We start from the raw sequence: 16,116 nt of genomic DNA, 5'->3' as shown, positions 1-16,116 counted from the left end.
TCACCCTAGCCCGGTCGCTGGAGCCCTTGCCATGACGCGCTGGCGTCCTCGAACGGCGACAGGTGACGGGCGGCGCCACCCAACGGCGTGTGCCACGAGCCACGGACCATCCGCAGGCCGGGGGAGTCGAGCCAGCGCAGCAGCGTCTCGGTCTCCTCGGCCGTGGCGGCCGGGATGGGACCGAAGCCCGGCTCGACCGTCTCGGCAGTGGCCAGCAACGCGTCGACCCAGCCGATGGGGTGCGTCCCGCGAGGCATGACCCCCGCCGCGGCCAGGCGGCCGAACCGGATCACGTGGATCTCCCAGCCCTCGGGGTGGGGTGCCGCGGCGACGAGCTCCGGGGTGCCGGTCAGCTCACGGAGCCGCTGCGTGCGAGCGACGGCGCGCAGGAAGCCGGTGAGCCGGTCTCGCCAGATCGCGGCATCCTCGAACCGCTCCGTGCGGGCCAGGTCGAGCATGCGGGCGCGAATCGCGATGACGAGCTCCTCCGGGTCCCCGGTCATCGCGTGGCGCACGTGGGCGACCTCTGCGGCGTACGTCGGGAGGTCCACCGATCCGTCGCAGGGCGAGAGGCAGTGCCCCATCTCGGCGAGCGCGCACGGCGAGATGTGCGACTTCTTGGCGAGCTTGGTCGTGCACTGCCGGATGCGGAACGAGTCGTGCAGCGCCGTGAGTGCGCCCTCGGCGGCCGCACGACCGCGGAACGGACCGATGTAGTCGGCGTCGTCGTCGAGGATCTTGCGGACGATCGAGAGCCGCGGCCACGGCTCGCGAGTCAGCTTGAGCCAGCTGAGCCGGTCGGGGAATCGCGACCGCCGGTTGTAGGGCGGCCGGTGCTTGCCGATCAGGCGGAGCTCGCGCACCTGCGCCTCGAGCGCGGTGGCGCAGACGATGCCCTCGATGCGCTGGGCGAGCATGATCATCTCGCCCATCCGGGTGCGGGTCTCGGCCTTGGTGAAGTAGGACCGCGTGCGCGCACGGAGGTTGCGGGACGTGCCGACGTAGAGGATCTCGTCGCGCGCGTCGCGGAAGAGGTAGACGCCGGGAGCCTCAGGCAGGTGCTCGGCCAGATGGCGCTTGCGGCGCTGCTCGGGCTTGACCTTGGCGGTGTAGGTCGACACCTCCTCGAGCGTCGTGACGCCCAAGGGGCCCAGGCGCTCGAACAGGCCGTGGAGGACATCCACCGTGGCGCGGGCGTCCGACAGTGCCCGGTGATTGGGCGTCGTGGTGGCCGAGAACTTGGCCGCCAGGGTCGCCAGCTTGCAGTTGGGCACCTCTTCGCGGGACAGCACGCGGCGGGCGAGGATCGCGGTGTCGAGCGTCTCGAACCCCGGCCACGGGATGCCGAGCTCGCGGCTGAAGTGCTTGAGGAAGCCGACGTCGAACGGCGCGTTGTGCGCGACGAGCACGCTGCCCCGGGCGAACTCGAGAAAGCTCGGCAAAACCTCGGCGATGCGGGGCGCCCCGATGACCATCTGGTTGGTGATGCCGGTGAGCACGGTGATGTAGGCCGGGATCGTCTCGTCGGGGTTGACCAGGCTCTGGAACTCGCCGACGACCTCGCCGCCGCGGATCTTGACGGCTCCGAACTCGGTGATCTTGGAGCCCTTGGCGGCCGAGCCGCCGGTCGTCTCGAGGTCGACCACGCAGAACGTGGTGTCGACGAGGGGACGGCCGAGCTCGTCGAACGATGCCTGAACTACCTCCATGTGGTTCACCGTAGGTGGGGGTACGGACAGAGCAGCGGAACCTGCAATGCGCGGCGTTTTTGTCGGGACCGGCTCCTAGCGTCGTACGTGTCCCCGAACGACGGGGCATGTGGCAACCAGCAGGAGGTGCAGCCATGACTGAGATTTCCCCCGACTCCGTGGTCGTCGATTGCGACCGGTGTCTCGTACGCAGTCCGAGTGCGTGCGGCGACTGCATCGTGACGGTCCTGCTCGGTGCTCCGCCCGCCGGCATCGAGATCGACGCCGAGGAGATGGCGGCGCTCGGCGTCCTCGCAGATGCCGGGCTGACCCCGCCGCTTCGCCTTGTGACTCCGGTCACGGGGCCCGAGACACAGGTTGGTTGAAGTTGATCTGACCCCGACCTCCCCTTACAGTGGGCACTTGTGTGACCGGTGAACGCCGTCCCCCCCGGGCGGCGTCGGGCGCACCGCCGAATTGCCACAGTCATGGGGAAGATGTCTGAGGCGAACCGGGGACCCATGTGTGTGGGGTGAATCGGATCACGCTGATCTGTCAGAGGATCGGCGCGAACTGTAGGGCAGACCTTGGCCCGAACCCGTCAGCTCACCCGGTAGGCGTCGAGGCTACATAGGAGTACTGCGTGCGCTTGCCCGCTACCCGAACACGTCGTCAAGGATTTGCCGCAGCTGCAGGACTGGCTTTGATCGGTGGGCTGTTCGCCCTGCCGTCGGCCGGAGCTGACCCGGCTGTCACGCCCAAGGACGTCGAAGCTGCGTTCCACAAGGCCGAGGCCATGAACGAGCAGGTCAACCAGCTCGACGTGCAGGCCAAGCAGACGCAGGCCGAGATCGACGACATCACCGGTGACATCGACCACGACCTCGTCGACTACAACCGGCAGAAGTCCGAGCTCGGCGACGCGATCGCCCAGCAGCAGATGGATGCGCCCCTCGGGCCCAGCGTCAACCTGCTCAGCAGCGGTGACCCTGACCAGTTCCTGGCCGGCCTCGGTGCTGTGCAGGCGCTCAACAGCACCCGTGCAGACGCCCTCGAGAAGTTCGGCGAGACGAGCAAGGAGCTCAAGAACCGTCGCGCGCAGCTCCAGGACCGCAAGGCCGAGCTCGCTGCCGCCAAGAAGGACGCCGACGCCAAGCGCGAGAAGATCCGCAAGCAGTACGCCGACGCCAAGGCTGAGCTCGCTCGCCTGACCGCTGCGCAGCAGGCCAAGTTCAACACCAGCGACACCACGATGCCCGAGGTCGAGGCCTCCGGTCGTGCCAAGGTCGCGATCAACTTCGCGCTCGCCCAGCTCGGCGACCCCTACGTCTACGGCGGCACCGGCCCCAACTCCTGGGACTGCTCGGGCCTCATCATGAAGGCCTGGGCCGCCGCCGGCGTCTCGCTCCCGCGTGTTGTCGGTCCGCAGATGGCCGCCACGAAGCGGGTTCCGATGAACGCGCTGCAGCCCGGCGACCTCGTGGCCTACGGCAGCATGGCGCACATCGGCATGTACCTCGGCGGTGGCCGGGTCGTCCACGCCCCGCGTCCCGGCAAGAGCGTCGAGATCACCGGCCTGAGCGGCTTCACCGTCGGCGGGCGGGTTGGCTGACCCAGGCCGAAGACTGGGGCCGAATGCGGTCGCAGTCCTAGTCCTGATCGCCCTCGGCGCGACGCTGCTGCTCTGGCAGCGCCCGTGGCAGGACGACACCAGCACGAGCCGCGTCGGCATGCCCGCCGACGCCTCGGCCCAGCTGACGGCCCAGTTCCGTAAGCTCACCGCGGCTGACACGGAATCCGCGTTCGTCGCCGCTGCCGGGACGTCGCGGGCCGCCAGGACGTTCGCCCGGCAGGCGTGGCGGGCTCGCGAGGCGCTGGGTGCGAGCGCCGTCGAGCTCAGGTACGTCAGTGGCGGCGACGTCGCCGATCGAGCTGACGGCTCCGCGGTGGCGTTGGTCGACGTCAGCTGGCGGGCCGGTGCGCAGATCGGCCTGAGCGGTACGACCGTGCACACGTCCTCGGTGGCGTTCCGCGTCGCCCCTCAGGCAGACGGCCACTTCTCCCTGGTCACGGCAAACCCTCGCGAAGGTGCCCTGCCGATCTGGCTCGCGGGTCGCGTGGCGGTCGAGCGTACCGACGGATCTGTGGTCATCCGGGTCGACGGGGGCGACGCGGAGCTGCCGGTCGAGTCGATGGCCACGACCGCGCGGACCGCCGTGGGTCGCGTCGTGCCCGGCACCACGGGCGAGGTCACGGTCGTCTCGCCGCACACGCAGCAGCAGATGGCGCGCCTCGTGGGACAGCCGCTCGACCAGGTCCGCCAGATCGCCGCCGTCACGACCCGGCTCGATGGGCGCGGCGGCTCGTCGGCCGACACCGTCATCGTGCTCAATCCCTCAGTGTTCTCGACCATGGACCGCCGCGCCGCCCAGATCGTGCTGACGCACGAGGCGACCCACCTGCTGACCCACGCCGTCGGCACACGGGCCGAGAGCTGGGTCGTCGAGGGATTCGCGGACTTCGTCGCGCTGCACGACGACTCGGCATCGCTGTCGGTCAGCGCAGGACAGATCCTCGGCGAGGTCAACGCCGGACGGGGGCCCAAGCACCTGCCGACCGCGACCGACTTCGATGCCGAGGGGCATGGACTCGGCGCGGTCTACGAGTCGGCGTGGATGATCTTCCGGATGCTGGGGGAGCGCTACGGCGACGCGCGGGTCGTGAAGTTCTACCGGGCGGTCCTGAGCGGATCAGAGCTCGGCGACGCCCTCAGGACGTCGTTCGGTCTCACGGTCGACCAGGTCACGACGAGCTGGCGCGACTACCTCGCGAAGAGTGCCTCGACCGTGTCGTGAAAGTCCCGCAGGACGGCGTTGCGCTTGACCTTGAACGACGGGGTCAGATAGCCGTTGTCCTCGGTCCAGTCCTCGGGCAGGATCACGAACTTACGGATCGACTCGGCCTGCGACACCTGTGAGTTGGCGTCGTCGATCGCCTTCTGGACCTCGGCCTTGAGCGCCGGGTCGTCGAGGTCGCCGGTCCAGGCCTCGGCGTCGATCGTGACGAGCGCGGCGACGAACGGCTTGCCGTCACCGACCACGAGGCACTGACTGACGTACGCGTTGGCGCGGACCCGATCCTCCAGGACAGCCGGTGCGACGTTCTTGCCGCCCGCGGTCACGATGATCTCCTTCTTGCGCCCCGTGATGCGTACGTAGCCGTCGCCGTCGACCTCGCCGAGGTCACCGGTGGCGAACCAGCCCTCGGAGTCGAGTGCTTCCGCGGTCGCCTCGTCGTTGTGCCAGTAGCCGACGAACACCTGCGGGCCGCGGAAGCTGAGCTCACCGTCGGCACCGACCCGGACCTCGGTGCCGGGCAGCGGCCGGCCGACCGTGCCGATGCGCTGATCGCCCGGGGTGTTGACGCACAGGGCGGCGGTCGTCTCGGTGAGGCCGTATCCCTCGAGGACCGTCACGCCGATGCCGCGGTAGAAGTGCGCCAGACGGTCGCCGAGCGGCGCGCCACCGGAGATCGCCCACTCGGCGTGGCCGCCGAGGGCGGCGCGGAGCTTGCCGAAGACCAGCCGGTCGAACACGGCGTGCCGTGTGCGCAGCGCGAGGCCGGGCTTCCCGTTGTCGAGCGCCTTGCTGTACGCGATCGCAGTCTGCGCGGCCCGGTCGAAGATCTTGCCCTTGCCGTCGGCGTACGCCTTGCTGCTCGCGGTGTTGAACACCTTCTCGAACACGCGGGGGACCGCGAGGACGAAGGTCGGCTGGTACGACCCGAGGTGGGTGACGAGGTCCTTGACGTCGGCCGTGTGGCCGAGCTTGGCGCCCGACCGGATCGCGCCGACCTGGATGATGCGGGCGAACACGTGGGCCAGCGGGAGGAACAGCAGTGTCGAGGCGCCGTCGCGCTCGAACAGCTCGGGCAGCTCCGGGATCGCGGCACCGAGCTCGTAGCGGAAGCTGCCGTGCGGGAGCTTGCAGCCCTTGGGGCGACCCGTCGTGCCGGACGTGTAGATCAGGGTCGCGAGGGTGTCGCTCGTGAGGGTCGCACGGCGAGACTCGACGTCGGCGTCGCTGACCTCGCCGCCGCGGGCGGTGATCTGCTCGATCGCGCCGGACTCCAGCACCCACACGTCACGCAGGTCAGGCGCCTCGGCCTCCTTGACGCGGTCGAGGTGCGCCTCGGACTCGACGATCGCGGCGACCGCTCCGGAGTCGGACAGGATCCACGCGATCTGTGCGGAAGACGAGGTCTCGTAGATGGGGACGGTCGCGGCGCCGATCCACCAGATGGCGTAGTCGGCGACGGTCCACTCGTAACGCGTCTTGGACAGCAGTGCGACCCGGTCGCCCGGCGCGACACCCGCACCGATGAGGCCCTTGGCCACGGCGATCACGTCGGCGTGGAACTCGCCGAGCGTCACGTCCTCCCAGTCGCCTTCCACCATGCGGGCGAGTGCGACGTCGTCAGCATGTGCCGGAAGACGGTCGAGGATGTCGTCGGAGAGGTTGCCCAGTTCGGGTGCTTGCGGCTGCGTCACGTACGGCAGGCTACTCTCACGCGCTCCCGCACACGGAATCGGTGGCGGGGTCGGTGCCACCTCCCGGGGACGGCGCCCGACCTCCCGACCACTAGCATGGGGACACACATCGAGCCGGACGAGGAGGGGTGATGGCGCGAACCACGAGCGACATCGTCATCGACGCTCCCGCTGACCAGATCATGGATGTCATCGCCGACTTCGGGGCCTACCCGGACTGGGCGACAGGCGTCAAGGCGGCCAACATCGTCGCAGGATCCGAGGGCGGCCGGGCCGAGCAGGTCCACTTCATCCTCGATGCGACCCCCATACGCGACGAGTACGACCTCGGCTACACGTGGGACGGCAACCGCTCGGTCTCGTGGAGCCTCGCCGAGAAGGGCTCGATGCTGAAGTCGATGGACGGCGCGTACGTCCTGGAGCCGCTCGACGGCGACCAGACGCGCGTCACCTACCAGCTGGCGGTCGATGTCTCGATCCCGCTGCTCGGCATGCTCAAGCGAAAGGCCGAGAAGGTCATCATCGACACCGCGCTCAAGGGGTTGAAGAAACAGGTCGAGGCGCTGTGAGCGAACACAGCTCCAGTGCAGGGTCCGCAGCGCCGGGCTCGGCACCCTCCGACCCAACGGATCCGGATCCGGTCGGGTCGCTCGCCGAGGAGGCCTTCAAGCTGTTCCGCGCGATGGCGAGCCAGCCGCAGGCTGCGTCCGCCGGCGACAGCGAGCCCCATGTGTGCACCACGACCTGGTGCCCCGTCTGCCAGGTCACCGGCTTCGTCCGCGACAACCCGGACGCCCTGACCAAGGTCTCGGAGTCCGTCGCCCAGCTCACCCGCTCGCTCCGCGAGCTCATCGACACCGCTATGACACCTCGGGAAGAGACATGACACTGGCCGTTGGCGTCGACATCGGCGGAACCAAGATCGCGACCGGACTCGTGTCGGACGATGGCAAGATCCTCAGCTCGGCATCAGAACCGACCCCCGACGACGCGACCAAGATCCCGGAGATCGTGGCCGACCTCGTCGAGCGACTGGTCGGCGAGGAGGAAGCCGCCGGCATCGGCATCGGCGCCGCCGGCTTCGTCGGCGAGGACCGGTCGACCGTGCGCTTCGCACCCAACATCGACTGGCGTGAGGAGCCGCTCGGCGAGCGCGTCCGCGCCCTCGTCGACCTGCCTGTCGTCGTCGAGAACGACGCCAACGCTGCGGCGTGGGGCGAGTTCCGCTTCGGTGCGGGCGAGGACACCGACGACCTGCTGCTCGTCACGATCGGCACCGGCATCGGTGGTGGCATCGTGCACCGCGGCCAGCTGTTCCGTGGCGGATTCGGCGTCGCCGCCGAGATCGGTCACATGCGGGTCGTGCCAAACGGCATCCTGTGCGGCTGCGGCCAGCACGGCTGCTGGGAGCAGTACGCGAGCGGCAGCGCGCTCGTACGCAATGCGCGTGAGCGCGTCGCCAACGGTGACGAGGGCGCCGCGGCGCTCGCGGCTCTCGGCGACGGCGACCTCAATCGGATCACCGGCCCCGGAGTCACCAAGCTCGCGCAGGGTGGCGACCCCCTGGCGATCGAGCTGCTCGCCGAGCTGGGCCGCTGGATGGGCGAGGGCATCGCCGTCCTGACGACGATCCTCGACCCCAGTGTCATCGCGATAGGCGGTGGCGTCGGCGCAGCCGGCGACCTTCTGATGACGCCGGTCGTCGAGGCCTTCGAGGCCCACCTGCCGGCTCGTGCCCACCGACCCGAAGCCGCCTTGCGCCTCGCCGCCCTCGGCAACGAGGCCGGCATCATCGGCGCGGCAGACCTCGCACGAGTCGAGCCCAACCATGGCTGACAAGCTCGCGGTCGGCATCGACATCGGTGGCACCAAGATCGCCGCCGGCGTCGTCGACGAGGACGGCCACATCCTGGCCCGGCTCAAGCGGGAGACCCCGACGACGGAGCCGCTCGAGGTCATCGACGCGATCGCCGACATCACCGAGGAGTTCCGCCGCGAGCACCACATCCGTGCGATTGGCGTCGGAGCGGCCGGGTTCGTCGACGCGACCCAGTCCACGGTGCTGTTCGCCCCGCACCTCGCATGGCGGCACGAGCCGCTGCGTGACGCGGTGGCCCGGCGCACCGGACTACCGGTACTGGTGGACAACGACGCCAACGCGGCCGGCTGGGCCGAGTGGCGCTACGGCGCCGCCCAGAACGAGGCAGACCTCGTCCTCATCACGCTCGGCACCGGCATCGGCGGGGCCATCGTGATCGACGGCCAGCCCTACCGCGGCCAGTTCGGCATCGCGGGGGAGTTCGGCCACATGCAGGTCGTCCCCAACGGCAACCAGTGTGAGTGCGGCAACCAGGGGTGCTGGGAGCAGTACGCCAGCGGTCGCGTCCTGACGCGTCGCGCCCGTGCCGCGGCAACCGAGGGCACCGACTTCGGCAAGACGCTGCTGGCCGAGGCCGGTGGCGAGGTCACGTCCATCGAGGGACACCTGGTCACCAAGCACGCCCAGTCCGGCAACGACGAGGCGGTCGAGTGGATCGCCGAGGTGGGTGACTGGCTCGGGGTCGGCATCGCCAACCTCGCAGCAGCACTCGACCCCGGCATGTTCGTGATCGGCGGCGGAGTCAGCGACGCCGGCGAGTTGCTGGTCGGCCCGGCACGCGCGGCGTTCAGTCGTACGTTGACCGGTCGGGGCTACCGCGCCGAGGCGCGGATCGTACGGGCGCACCTGGGGCCGGAGGCCGGCCTGATCGGCGCGGCCGACATGGCGCGGCTCACAGCACGGCGCCGTCGTCCGGCCAATCCTTCCGCGAGGGCCCGTGTTCGGGCAACTGCAAGATCAAGTAGATCGCCGCGCCGACGAAAATGAGCGAGGCGGCGGCGATGATCGAGCGGTCGAGGAAGACCCCGGACAACGTCGCGACGACGAGTGACAACGGTGCGCCCAGAACGCCGACCCAGGCCAGCAGGACCCCGCGGCGTCGCGGGATCAGCGTGGTCGGCTCGACCTTGCGGTAGAACGGCTCCTCGGCTTCTTCGGCGTCGAGGTCGTCGTCCGTGCGCGGGTTCCACGCCGGCTCGGGTTCCTCGACGGGCTCGACCGGCTCGTCGGCGAACGACAGGTCGAGCTCCAGCCCTTCGACGATCTTGTCGAAGTCGTCGCGCTCAGTCATCGGGCGTCCCCACGTGCTCGGCGATGAACGTCGCGGTGCGGTCGAAGATCAGCTGGTCGTCGTTGTCGATCGTCGCGACGTGATAGCTCTCGGGCAGTGCGACGACGTCGACCACCTTCGACGACACGCCGGCCCGGATGAGGTCGACCGACGTGGCATCGAGGACGTGGTCCTCGTCGGACTTGAAGATCAGCAACGGCTGGATGACCTTGTCGAAGTTGTCGCGCACGTCCTTCCACATCACGAGCTGCGACGCGAGCGCCTTGAGCGGGGTCCGCGTGTAGCCGACCTCGTCCTGCCCGGGCTTCTTGATGTCGTTGCCGATGCCGGGCATCGAACGTACGACGAGCTTGAGGGCGGGCAGCAGCTTGAGGTCGAACCGTGCGAGGTTGACCGCGGGATTGACCAGCACGATGGCATCGACGTCGGCGGGGCGCTGCTCGGCCAGGCGCAGCGCCAGGCAGCCGCCCATCGACAGGCCCGCCACGACGACGTGGTCGCACCGCGAGCGCAGCTCGGTCAGGGCCGCGTCGACCTCGGCGTACCACTGGTCCCAGCGGGTCGTGTTGAGCTCCTGCCACGTCGTGCCGTGACCGGGGAGCCGCGGCACGCGCACGGTGTGACCCGCCGCCGCGAGCTGCTTGCCCCACGGCGTCATCGAGGCCGGCGAGCCGGTGAAGCCGTGGCTCAGCAGGACGCCGAGGCGGCCGCCGTCGGCGGAGAAGGGCTCGGCCCCGGGCAGCAGGCCGGGCGGCGTCGTCGAGGTCATGGGTTCATCTTCCCTCATCGTGGTTCCGATCGCGTCGCATCATGCGAAAGGGACGCGGTTCAGAGTAGTGTCCTGTCCGTGTTCTATTGGTTCCTGAAGTTCCTCGCACTGGGCCCGTTGCTCAAGCTGATCTTCAGGCCTTGGGCCGAGGGCACCGAGAACGTCCCCAAGGAGGGCGCGGTCATCCTCGCCAGCAACCACCTCTCCTACTCCGACTGGCTCTTCATGCCGCTCGTGATCCCGCGCCGCGTGACGTTCGTGGCCAAGGCGGAGTACTTCGAGGGCTCGGGCATCAAGGGCTGGCTGCAGAAGACGTTCTTCTCCGGCGCCGGCCAGGTGCCCATCGACCGTACGAGCGGCTCGGCGGCGGCCGGAGCCATCAAGACCCAGCTGCGGCTCCTCGCGGACGGTGAGGTGTGCGGCATCTACCCCGAGGGCACCCGCTCGCATGACGGCAAGCTCTACCGCGGCCGCACGGGCGTGGCTCGACTCGCGCTCGAGGCCGGCGTGCCGGTCATCCCGCTCGCGGTCATCGGCACCGACGTCGTCGCGCCTCCGGGCAAGATCTTCGGCAAGTTCGCCCGGCCCGGCGTCCGCTTCGGCAAGCCGCTCGACTTCAGCCGCTACGAAGGCATGCAGGACGATCGCTACATCCTGCGCGCCATCACCGACGAGATCATGTACGAGATCATGCGGCTGTCCGAGCAGGAGTACGTCGACCTCTACGCGCAGGACTCCAAGAAGCGTGACCGTGACACCGAGCGGGAGGCCGCCAAGGTCGCCGCCCGCGCCGAGGCCGACGAGGTCTGGGACGAACTGACCGAGTGAGCCCTGCGCCCTTCGCTCGCTGGCGCTCGCTCCCGCTCGGCCGCGGACGGCCTCACCAGGAACCGGATTCGACGACAGAAGGGGACGTACATGAAGGTCGGAATGCTCACCGGGGGAGGCGACTGCCCCGGACTCAACGCGGTCATCCGTGGCGCAGTGCGCAAGGGAGTGTCCACGTACGGCCATGAGTTCGTCGGGTTCCGCGACGGGTGGCGAGGCCCTCTCGAGAACGACACCATCACGCTCGACATCAACGCGGTCCGCGGCATCCTGCCCCGCGGTGGCACGATCCTCGGCTCGTCGCGCACCAACCCGTTCGCGATCGAGAACGGTGTCGAGAAGATCAAGGACAACCTCGCGGCCAACGGCTGCGACGCGCTGATCGCGATCGGCGGCGAGGACACCCTCGGCGTGGCGACCAAGCTCGCCGACCTCGGCGTCAACGTCGTCGGCGTGCCCAAGACGATCGACAACGACCTGTCCGGCACCGACTTCACGTTCGGCTTCGACACCGCGGTCAACATCGCGATGGAGGCGATCGATCGCCTGCACACGACCGCCGAGTCGCATCACCGGGTGCTCGTCGTCGAGGTCATGGGTCGGCATGCCGGCTGGATCGCCCTCCACGCGGGACTCGCCGGTGGCGCCAACATCATCTTGATCCCCGAGCGCCCGTTCGACATCGACAAGGTGTGCGCCCAGGTCGAGAGCCGGTTCGCCACGCACTACTCGCCGATCATCGTCGTCTCCGAAGGTGCCGTGCCGGCCGACGGCGGCTCGATGTCGCTCGTGAGCGGTGAGAAGGACGCATTCGGCCACGTACGCCTCGGTGGCATCGGCGACCGGCTCTCGTCGGAGATCGAGCGGCGTACGGGCAAGGAGGCCCGGGCCGTCGTGCTCGGTCACATCCAGCGCGGTGGCACGCCCACCGCATTCGACCGTTGGCTCGCCACGCGGTTCGGCCTGCACGCGATCCAGGCGGTGCACGAGGGCGACTTCGGCACGATGGTCGCCCTGCGCGGCACGGACATCGCCCGGGTCCCGCTGTCGGAGGGCACCAAGGAGCTCAAGGTCGTACGCCCCGAGCTCTACGAAGAGGCCGAGGTTCTCTTCGGCTGAGGCCGTGCACGTACGCTCGATCGCATGACTGAGCGCCCTGTCGAGAACGTGTGGGACTATCCGCGTCCGCCGTCGATCGAGCGCCGCGACGAGCACCTCGTCGTGCGCCTGGGCGGTCAGGTCATCGCCGACACGACGATGTCGTGGCGCGTGTGCGAGACGAGCCATCCACCGACCTACTACCTGCCGGTCGAGTCATTCGTCGCCGGTGTGCTGCGGCCGGTCGCCGGAACCACGGTCTGTGAGTGGAAGGGCGCGGCAGCGTACTTCGACCTCGTGTCGTCGGGGCGCACCGTCGGCTCGGCCGCGTGGAGCTACCCGAGGCCGAACGAGCGATTCGAGAACCTGGTCGACCACGTCGCGATCTATCCCGGCAAGGTCGACGAGTGCACGATCGACGGCGAGATCGTGCAGGCGCAGGAGGGCGACTTCTACGGCGGCTGGATCACGTCGCGGGTCAGCGGTCCGTTCAAGGGCGCCCCGGGCACGCTCGGCTGGTAGCCCCGGCGACAGCGTCCGCTGAGGTCAACGACGAGGAGCGGACGCGTGCGGGGCCCCAGCGGTGACCCGAGTAGAATCGCTGGGTGAGCATTCCCAGCCTTGACGACCTCCATGCGATGGGTGCTGCCCAGCAGCCCACGTATGTCGATCCGTCCGCCCGCGACGCCGCGGTGCAGACGCTGCGGAAGATGCCGCCCCTGGTCTTTGCGGGTGAGTGCGACGCGCTGCGCGACCGCCTCGCCGAGGTCGCGCGTGGTGAGGCCTTCCTGCTGCAGGGCGGCGACTGCGCCGAGACGTTCGAGGGCGTGACCGCCGAGAACGTCCGCAACAAGCTCCGCGTCCTGCTGTCGATGGCGGTCGTGCTGACGTACGCCGCGAGCGTCCCGGTCGTCAAGGTCGGCCGGCTCGCCGGGCAGTACGCCAAGCCGAGGTCGAGCGACTCCGAGACCCGCGACGGCGTGACCCTGCCGGCCTACCGCGGTGACGCGGTCAACGGCTTCGACTTCAACCCCCAGTCGCGTGCGCACGACCCGCAGCGCCTCGTCGACGTCTACCACGCCTCGGCGTCGACGCTGAACCTCGCGCGCGCCTTCACGACCGGTGGCTACGCCGACCTGCGCCAGATGCACGCGTGGAACACCGACTTCGTCAAGAACAGCCCGGTGGGCGAGCGCTACGAGCGCATCGGCGCCGAGATCGATCGCGCCCTGGCGTTCATGGACGCGATCGGCGTCGACCCCGACGAGTTCCACACGGTCGACTTCTTCTCCTCGCACGAGGCCCTGATCCTCGAGTACGAACACTCGCTGACGCGCATCGACTCGCGCACCGAGCGGCCGTACGACGTGTCGAGCCACTTCGTCTGGATCGGCGAGCGCACGCGCCAGCTCGACGGCGCGCACGTCGAGCTGATGAGCAAGATCGCCAACCCGATCGGCGTCAAGCTCGGCCCGACCAGCACGGCCGACGACGCGATCGCGCTCTACGAGAAGCTCAACCCCGAGCGCACGCCCGGCAAGATCACGTTCATCACCCGCTTCGGCGCCGGCAAGATCCGCGACGGGCTGCCCAACCTGGTCGAGAAGGTCACGGCGGCGGGCATCGAGGTCGCGTGGGTGTGTGACCCGATGCACGGCAACACGTTCGAGACCTCCAACGGCTACAAGACCCGCGAGTTCGACGACGTCATCGACGAGGTACGCGGCTTCTTCGAGGTGCACCGCTCGCTCGGCACCTGGCCCGGCGGCGTGCACGTCGAGCTCACCGGTGACGACGTCACCGAGTGCGTCGGTGGTGGCGCCAAGCTGTCGGCCGAGGACCTGTCGCACCGCTACGAGACGCTGTGCGATCCGCGCCTCAACCGGGCCCAGAGCCTCGAGCTCGCGTTCCTTGTTGCCGGCATGCTGTCAGGTCGTTCTTGAGTTTCTCTCGCTTCGCGATGGGGCCGGGGTCGATGACTTCTTCTGGCCGTCGGCTCGCCGTCGTTCGACCTCTGCAGGACCTCGAGTTGTCGCTCCCGAGGTGCTTCGGTCATTCCCAGCGCCCTGATCCTGGTGTTGCGTTGTGACGGAGCCTTCGAGTGGTCGAGTCAAGGGTGGCCGGGTCCATGGCTGAGCTCACGTACGCGGAGGTCGGGGGTACGGCCTCCGAGCCGCTGCCCGCGGGCTATCACCACGTACGCGCCACGCGCTCGCTCGGTGTCGTTGACCTCGACGAGGTCGCCGAGATCCTGTTCACCTGGAAGGTGCAGGAGCGCGCCGGCGTGCGCCGGGTTGCCGGCCCCGATCGGGTCGCGCTCGGCGTCGACGTGACGTTCCGCTCCCTGCTCCAGACGATCCCGTGCCGTGTGGTCGACGTGGTGGACGAGCCTGACCGGCGTGGCTTCGCGTACGGCACCCTTCCTGGTCACCCCGAGACGGGGGAGGAGCGGTTCATGGCTCAGCGAGACCCGCAGACCGGCGAGGTCACGGCAACGATCTGCGCCTTCTCCAACCCGGCAACATGGGTGACCCGGCTCGGCGGCCCCGTCGCCCGGCTCGTGCAGCGGCTGATGACGCGGCGCTACCTCGACGCGATGGTTCCCTAGGCCTCCGGCTGCACCCGCAGCGTGAGCAGCACCGTGGCCAGGGAGTCGTACTGGCCGCACAGCAGCAGGAACTCGATCAGCTCCGGCTCCCTGAGGTGCTGACTGAGCTCGGCCCAGGTCCTGTCGTCGATGAACTTGTCGTCGACGAACTGGTCGACCGCCGCGAAGAAGGCGCGTTCACGGTCCGTCCACCCGTGCCATGTCTCGTCAGCGAGGTGGTCGATCTGGGCAGGTGTGACCCCGGCCTTGCGACCGATGCGTACGTGGTGGCGGCGCTCGTACTCACACTCCCGGATCGTGGCGATGCGCAGGATCACGAGCTCGCTCTCGCGTCGCGGCAGCCGGCCACCCGGCATGAGCTTGCCGCTGTAGTAGAGCCACCCGCGGAACAGCCCGCGCTGGCGCCCGAGCGTCGTGAAGATGTTGGGCTTGCGCCCGCCGATGACCCGGCCGGCGAGGGCGCTGACCCCGTAGTTGACGAGTCCGAGCTCCTTGAGGCCGCCGGGCGCGATGCGGGGTTGGTCCATCGCGTCAGTCTAGGGGAACTTGTACGTGCGTCTCACTACGTCCGGACGTCTCCGCCAGGACCATCGCGGCCAGCACCAGGGCGCCGCCGATCAGGAGCCGCCAGCCGAGACCCTCGTCGCCGAACGTGATCGCGAACGTCGCCGCGAAGACCGGCTCCATCGTCATGAGGAGAGCCGCGCGCGAGGCATCGAGCTGGCTCTGTGCCCAGGTCTGGGCCAGCATCGCGAGCGCGCCGGCGGCGAGCGCCATGTAGACCGTGGCGACCCAGTCGCCGGACCGCTCGGGCAGCGTGAGTCCTCCGGGAGCCGCGGCGATGAAGCAGAGCACGGCGATGACGCCCATCTGGATCGTGGCCATCGCGTACGCGTCCCTCGCCGTCGACCACCGCGACAGCACGACGATGTGCACGGCGTAGAGGATCGCGCAGACGAACGTGATCGACTCGCCGAACCCCACGGCGAAACCGCGCAGCGAGAGGATCGCGAGCCCCATCGTGGACAGGCCCACGGCGACCCAGACGGTGCGCGGCACGCGTTGCCGGAAGGCCAGGGACGCCAGCACGGGAGTGGCCACGACGTAGAGGCCCGTGATGAACCCCGAGACGCTCGCGTCGGTGTGGCCCAGGCCGACGGTCTGCATGATCTGCGCGACGCCGTAGATGCCGCCGGCGTACGCGCTGCGGCGGCGCATCTCGGGGGAGAGGCGGCCGATCGCGCGGGGCGCCAGCAGGAGCAGGGCCGTGAATGCGATCGCGAAGCGTACGGCGAGGAAGTCGGGGGCCGGCACGCGGTCGAGCAGGTCCTTGATCAGGAAGAACGTCGATCCCCACACCGCAGTGACGCTGAGAAGCGCCGCGGCGGCCAGCCGAGTGCGCACCG

18 protein-coding genes and 1 riboswitch are annotated in these 16,116 nt (G+C 69.3%); of the genes, 12 read left to right on the top strand and 6 right to left on the bottom strand.

The window, feature by feature from the left end; translation table 11 throughout:
- Positions 1–5 precede the first annotated feature (5 nt).
- On the bottom strand, positions 6–1,709 hold the full coding sequence (locus BOSE46_RS13530) for a DEDD exonuclease domain-containing protein (protein ID WP_159540734.1): 1,704 nt from the start codon (positions 1,707–1,709) through the stop codon (positions 6–8).
- A 134-nt stretch (positions 1,710–1,843) separates the two neighbouring features.
- Here BOSE46_RS13530 and BOSE46_RS13525 point away from each other — a divergent pair, with 134 nt between their 5' ends.
- From BOSE46_RS13525 to BOSE46_RS13515, 3 genes are all read left to right on the top strand, one after another.
- Positions 1,844–2,074, top strand: a complete 231-nt coding sequence (locus BOSE46_RS13525; protein ID WP_201299636.1) for a hypothetical protein — start codon at positions 1,844–1,846, stop codon at positions 2,072–2,074.
- A gap of 74 nt (positions 2,075–2,148) precedes the next feature.
- A riboswitch (cyclic di-AMP (ydaO/yuaA leader) is annotated at positions 2,149–2,323 on the top strand.
- An 8-nt stretch (positions 2,324–2,331) separates the two neighbouring features.
- Complete coding sequence (locus BOSE46_RS13520) at positions 2,332–3,300, top strand: C40 family peptidase (RefSeq protein WP_159540732.1); 969 nt, start codon at positions 2,332–2,334, stop codon at positions 3,298–3,300.
- Positions 3,293–4,543: a basic secretory protein-like protein gene (locus BOSE46_RS13515; protein WP_159540731.1), complete on the top strand. Its 1,251-nt coding sequence runs from the start codon at positions 3,293–3,295 to the stop codon at positions 4,541–4,543. The genes BOSE46_RS13520 and BOSE46_RS13515 overlap by 8 nt, the downstream gene beginning before the upstream one ends.
- Here the strand turns inward: BOSE46_RS13515 and BOSE46_RS13510 are convergent.
- Positions 4,510–6,237 (bottom strand): long-chain fatty acid--CoA ligase, encoded by a 1,728-nt coding sequence (locus BOSE46_RS13510; protein WP_236551752.1) that lies wholly within the window; start codon positions 6,235–6,237, stop codon positions 4,510–4,512. The two genes, BOSE46_RS13515 and BOSE46_RS13510, sit on opposite strands and share 34 nt — an antisense overlap.
- Positions 6,238–6,368: 131 nt before the next feature.
- Here BOSE46_RS13510 and BOSE46_RS13505 point away from each other — a divergent pair, with 131 nt between their 5' ends.
- The 4 genes from BOSE46_RS13505 to BOSE46_RS13490 are packed head-to-tail and all read left to right on the top strand — an operon-like array spanning position 6,369 to position 9,103.
- On the top strand, positions 6,369–6,806 hold the full coding sequence (locus BOSE46_RS13505; protein WP_201299635.1) for an SRPBCC family protein: 438 nt from the start codon (positions 6,369–6,371) through the stop codon (positions 6,804–6,806).
- Positions 6,803–7,123 (top strand): hypothetical protein, encoded by a 321-nt coding sequence (locus BOSE46_RS13500; protein WP_159540729.1) that lies wholly within the window; start codon positions 6,803–6,805, stop codon positions 7,121–7,123. The genes BOSE46_RS13505 and BOSE46_RS13500 overlap by 4 nt, the downstream gene beginning before the upstream one ends.
- A complete protein-coding gene (locus BOSE46_RS13495; RefSeq protein WP_159540728.1) occupies positions 7,120–8,073 on the top strand; it encodes an ROK family glucokinase in 954 nt (317 codons plus the stop codon). Before BOSE46_RS13500 ends, BOSE46_RS13495 begins: the two co-directional genes overlap by 4 nt.
- Positions 8,066–9,103, top strand: coding sequence for an ROK family glucokinase (locus tag BOSE46_RS13490; protein WP_159540727.1), 1,038 nt, complete (start codon positions 8,066–8,068; stop codon positions 9,101–9,103). Before BOSE46_RS13495 ends, BOSE46_RS13490 begins: the two co-directional genes overlap by 8 nt.
- Here the strand turns inward: BOSE46_RS13490 and BOSE46_RS13485 are convergent.
- Positions 9,009–9,407: a hypothetical protein gene (locus BOSE46_RS13485; RefSeq protein WP_159540726.1), complete on the bottom strand. Its 399-nt coding sequence runs from the start codon at positions 9,405–9,407 to the stop codon at positions 9,009–9,011. The genes BOSE46_RS13490 and BOSE46_RS13485 overlap by 95 nt on opposite strands.
- Positions 9,400–10,176 carry a carboxylesterase gene (locus BOSE46_RS13480; protein WP_159540725.1) on the bottom strand — a complete coding sequence of 259 codons (777 nt, stop codon included), beginning with the start codon at positions 10,174–10,176 and terminating at the stop codon, positions 9,400–9,402. The genes BOSE46_RS13485 and BOSE46_RS13480 overlap by 8 nt, the downstream gene beginning before the upstream one ends.
- Before the next feature lie 78 nt (positions 10,177–10,254).
- Between BOSE46_RS13480 and BOSE46_RS13475 the strand changes: the two genes are divergently transcribed.
- The 5 genes from BOSE46_RS13475 (at position 10,255) to BOSE46_RS13455 (ending at position 14,710) form a co-directional block, all read left to right on the top strand.
- Complete coding sequence (locus BOSE46_RS13475) at positions 10,255–11,004, top strand: 1-acyl-sn-glycerol-3-phosphate acyltransferase (protein WP_159540724.1); 750 nt, start codon at positions 10,255–10,257, stop codon at positions 11,002–11,004.
- A gap of 90 nt (positions 11,005–11,094) precedes the next feature.
- Positions 11,095–12,123: a 6-phosphofructokinase gene (locus tag BOSE46_RS13470; RefSeq protein ID WP_159540723.1), complete on the top strand. Its 1,029-nt coding sequence runs from the start codon at positions 11,095–11,097 to the stop codon at positions 12,121–12,123.
- Between the two features lie 24 nt (positions 12,124–12,147).
- Entirely contained in the window at positions 12,148–12,624 is a 477-nt protein-coding gene (locus BOSE46_RS13465) for a DUF427 domain-containing protein (RefSeq protein WP_159540722.1), read from the top strand.
- A gap of 83 nt (positions 12,625–12,707) precedes the next feature.
- Positions 12,708–14,045 carry a class II 3-deoxy-7-phosphoheptulonate synthase gene (locus BOSE46_RS13460; protein ID WP_371415515.1) on the top strand — a complete coding sequence of 446 codons (1,338 nt, stop codon included), beginning with the start codon at positions 12,708–12,710 and terminating at the stop codon, positions 14,043–14,045.
- Positions 14,046–14,230: 185 nt separating this feature from the next.
- The gene (locus BOSE46_RS13455; protein WP_159540721.1) at positions 14,231–14,710 is read left to right on the top strand and encodes a DUF1990 family protein; all 480 of its coding nucleotides are present in this window, start codon (positions 14,231–14,233) and stop codon (positions 14,708–14,710) included.
- Here BOSE46_RS13455 and BOSE46_RS13450 read toward each other — a convergent pair.
- Positions 14,707–15,237: a carboxymuconolactone decarboxylase family protein gene (locus tag BOSE46_RS13450; RefSeq protein ID WP_159540720.1), complete on the bottom strand. Its 531-nt coding sequence runs from the start codon at positions 15,235–15,237 to the stop codon at positions 14,707–14,709. The two genes, BOSE46_RS13455 and BOSE46_RS13450, sit on opposite strands and share 4 nt — an antisense overlap.
- 4 nt (positions 15,238–15,241) lie before the next feature.
- Positions 15,242–16,114 carry a DMT family transporter gene (locus tag BOSE46_RS13445; RefSeq protein WP_236551751.1) on the bottom strand — a complete coding sequence of 291 codons (873 nt, stop codon included), beginning with the start codon at positions 16,112–16,114 and terminating at the stop codon, positions 15,242–15,244.
- Positions 16,115–16,116: the final 2 nt, after the last annotated feature.

Origin of the sequence: Aeromicrobium sp. 9AM (genome assembly GCF_902506105.1) — a bacterium.
In the GTDB taxonomy this organism is placed as follows: Bacteria; Actinomycetota; Actinomycetes; order Propionibacteriales; family Nocardioidaceae; genus Aeromicrobium.
The sequence above is the reverse complement of the archived record's forward strand: the minus strand, read 5'-3'. Positions and strand labels throughout refer to the sequence as shown.

Excerpts from the sequence above, each read along its gene's own strand:
- BOSE46_RS13530 (WP_159540734.1), bottom strand. The coding sequence starts at position 1,709 with ATGGAGGTAGTTCAGGCATCGTTCGACGAGCTCGGCCGTCCCCTCGTC.
- BOSE46_RS13525 (WP_201299636.1), top strand. The coding sequence starts at position 1,844 with ATGACTGAGATTTCCCCCGACTCCGTGGTCGTCGATTGCGACCGGTGT.
- BOSE46_RS13505 (WP_201299635.1), top strand. The coding sequence starts at position 6,369 with ATGGCGCGAACCACGAGCGACATCGTCATCGACGCTCCCGCTGACCAG.
- BOSE46_RS13495 (WP_159540728.1), top strand. The coding sequence starts at position 7,120 with ATGACACTGGCCGTTGGCGTCGACATCGGCGGAACCAAGATCGCGACC.
- BOSE46_RS13490 (WP_159540727.1), top strand. The coding sequence starts at position 8,066 with ATGGCTGACAAGCTCGCGGTCGGCATCGACATCGGTGGCACCAAGATC.
- BOSE46_RS13485 (WP_159540726.1), bottom strand. The coding sequence starts at position 9,407 with ATGACTGAGCGCGACGACTTCGACAAGATCGTCGAAGGGCTGGAGCTC.
- BOSE46_RS13480 (WP_159540725.1), bottom strand. The coding sequence starts at position 10,176 with ATGACCTCGACGACGCCGCCCGGCCTGCTGCCCGGGGCCGAGCCCTTC.
- BOSE46_RS13470 (WP_159540723.1), top strand. The coding sequence starts at position 11,095 with ATGAAGGTCGGAATGCTCACCGGGGGAGGCGACTGCCCCGGACTCAAC.
- BOSE46_RS13465 (WP_159540722.1), top strand. The coding sequence starts at position 12,148 with ATGACTGAGCGCCCTGTCGAGAACGTGTGGGACTATCCGCGTCCGCCG.
- BOSE46_RS13455 (WP_159540721.1), top strand. The coding sequence starts at position 14,231 with ATGGCTGAGCTCACGTACGCGGAGGTCGGGGGTACGGCCTCCGAGCCG.
- BOSE46_RS13450 (WP_159540720.1), bottom strand. The coding sequence starts at position 15,237 with ATGGACCAACCCCGCATCGCGCCCGGCGGCCTCAAGGAGCTCGGACTC.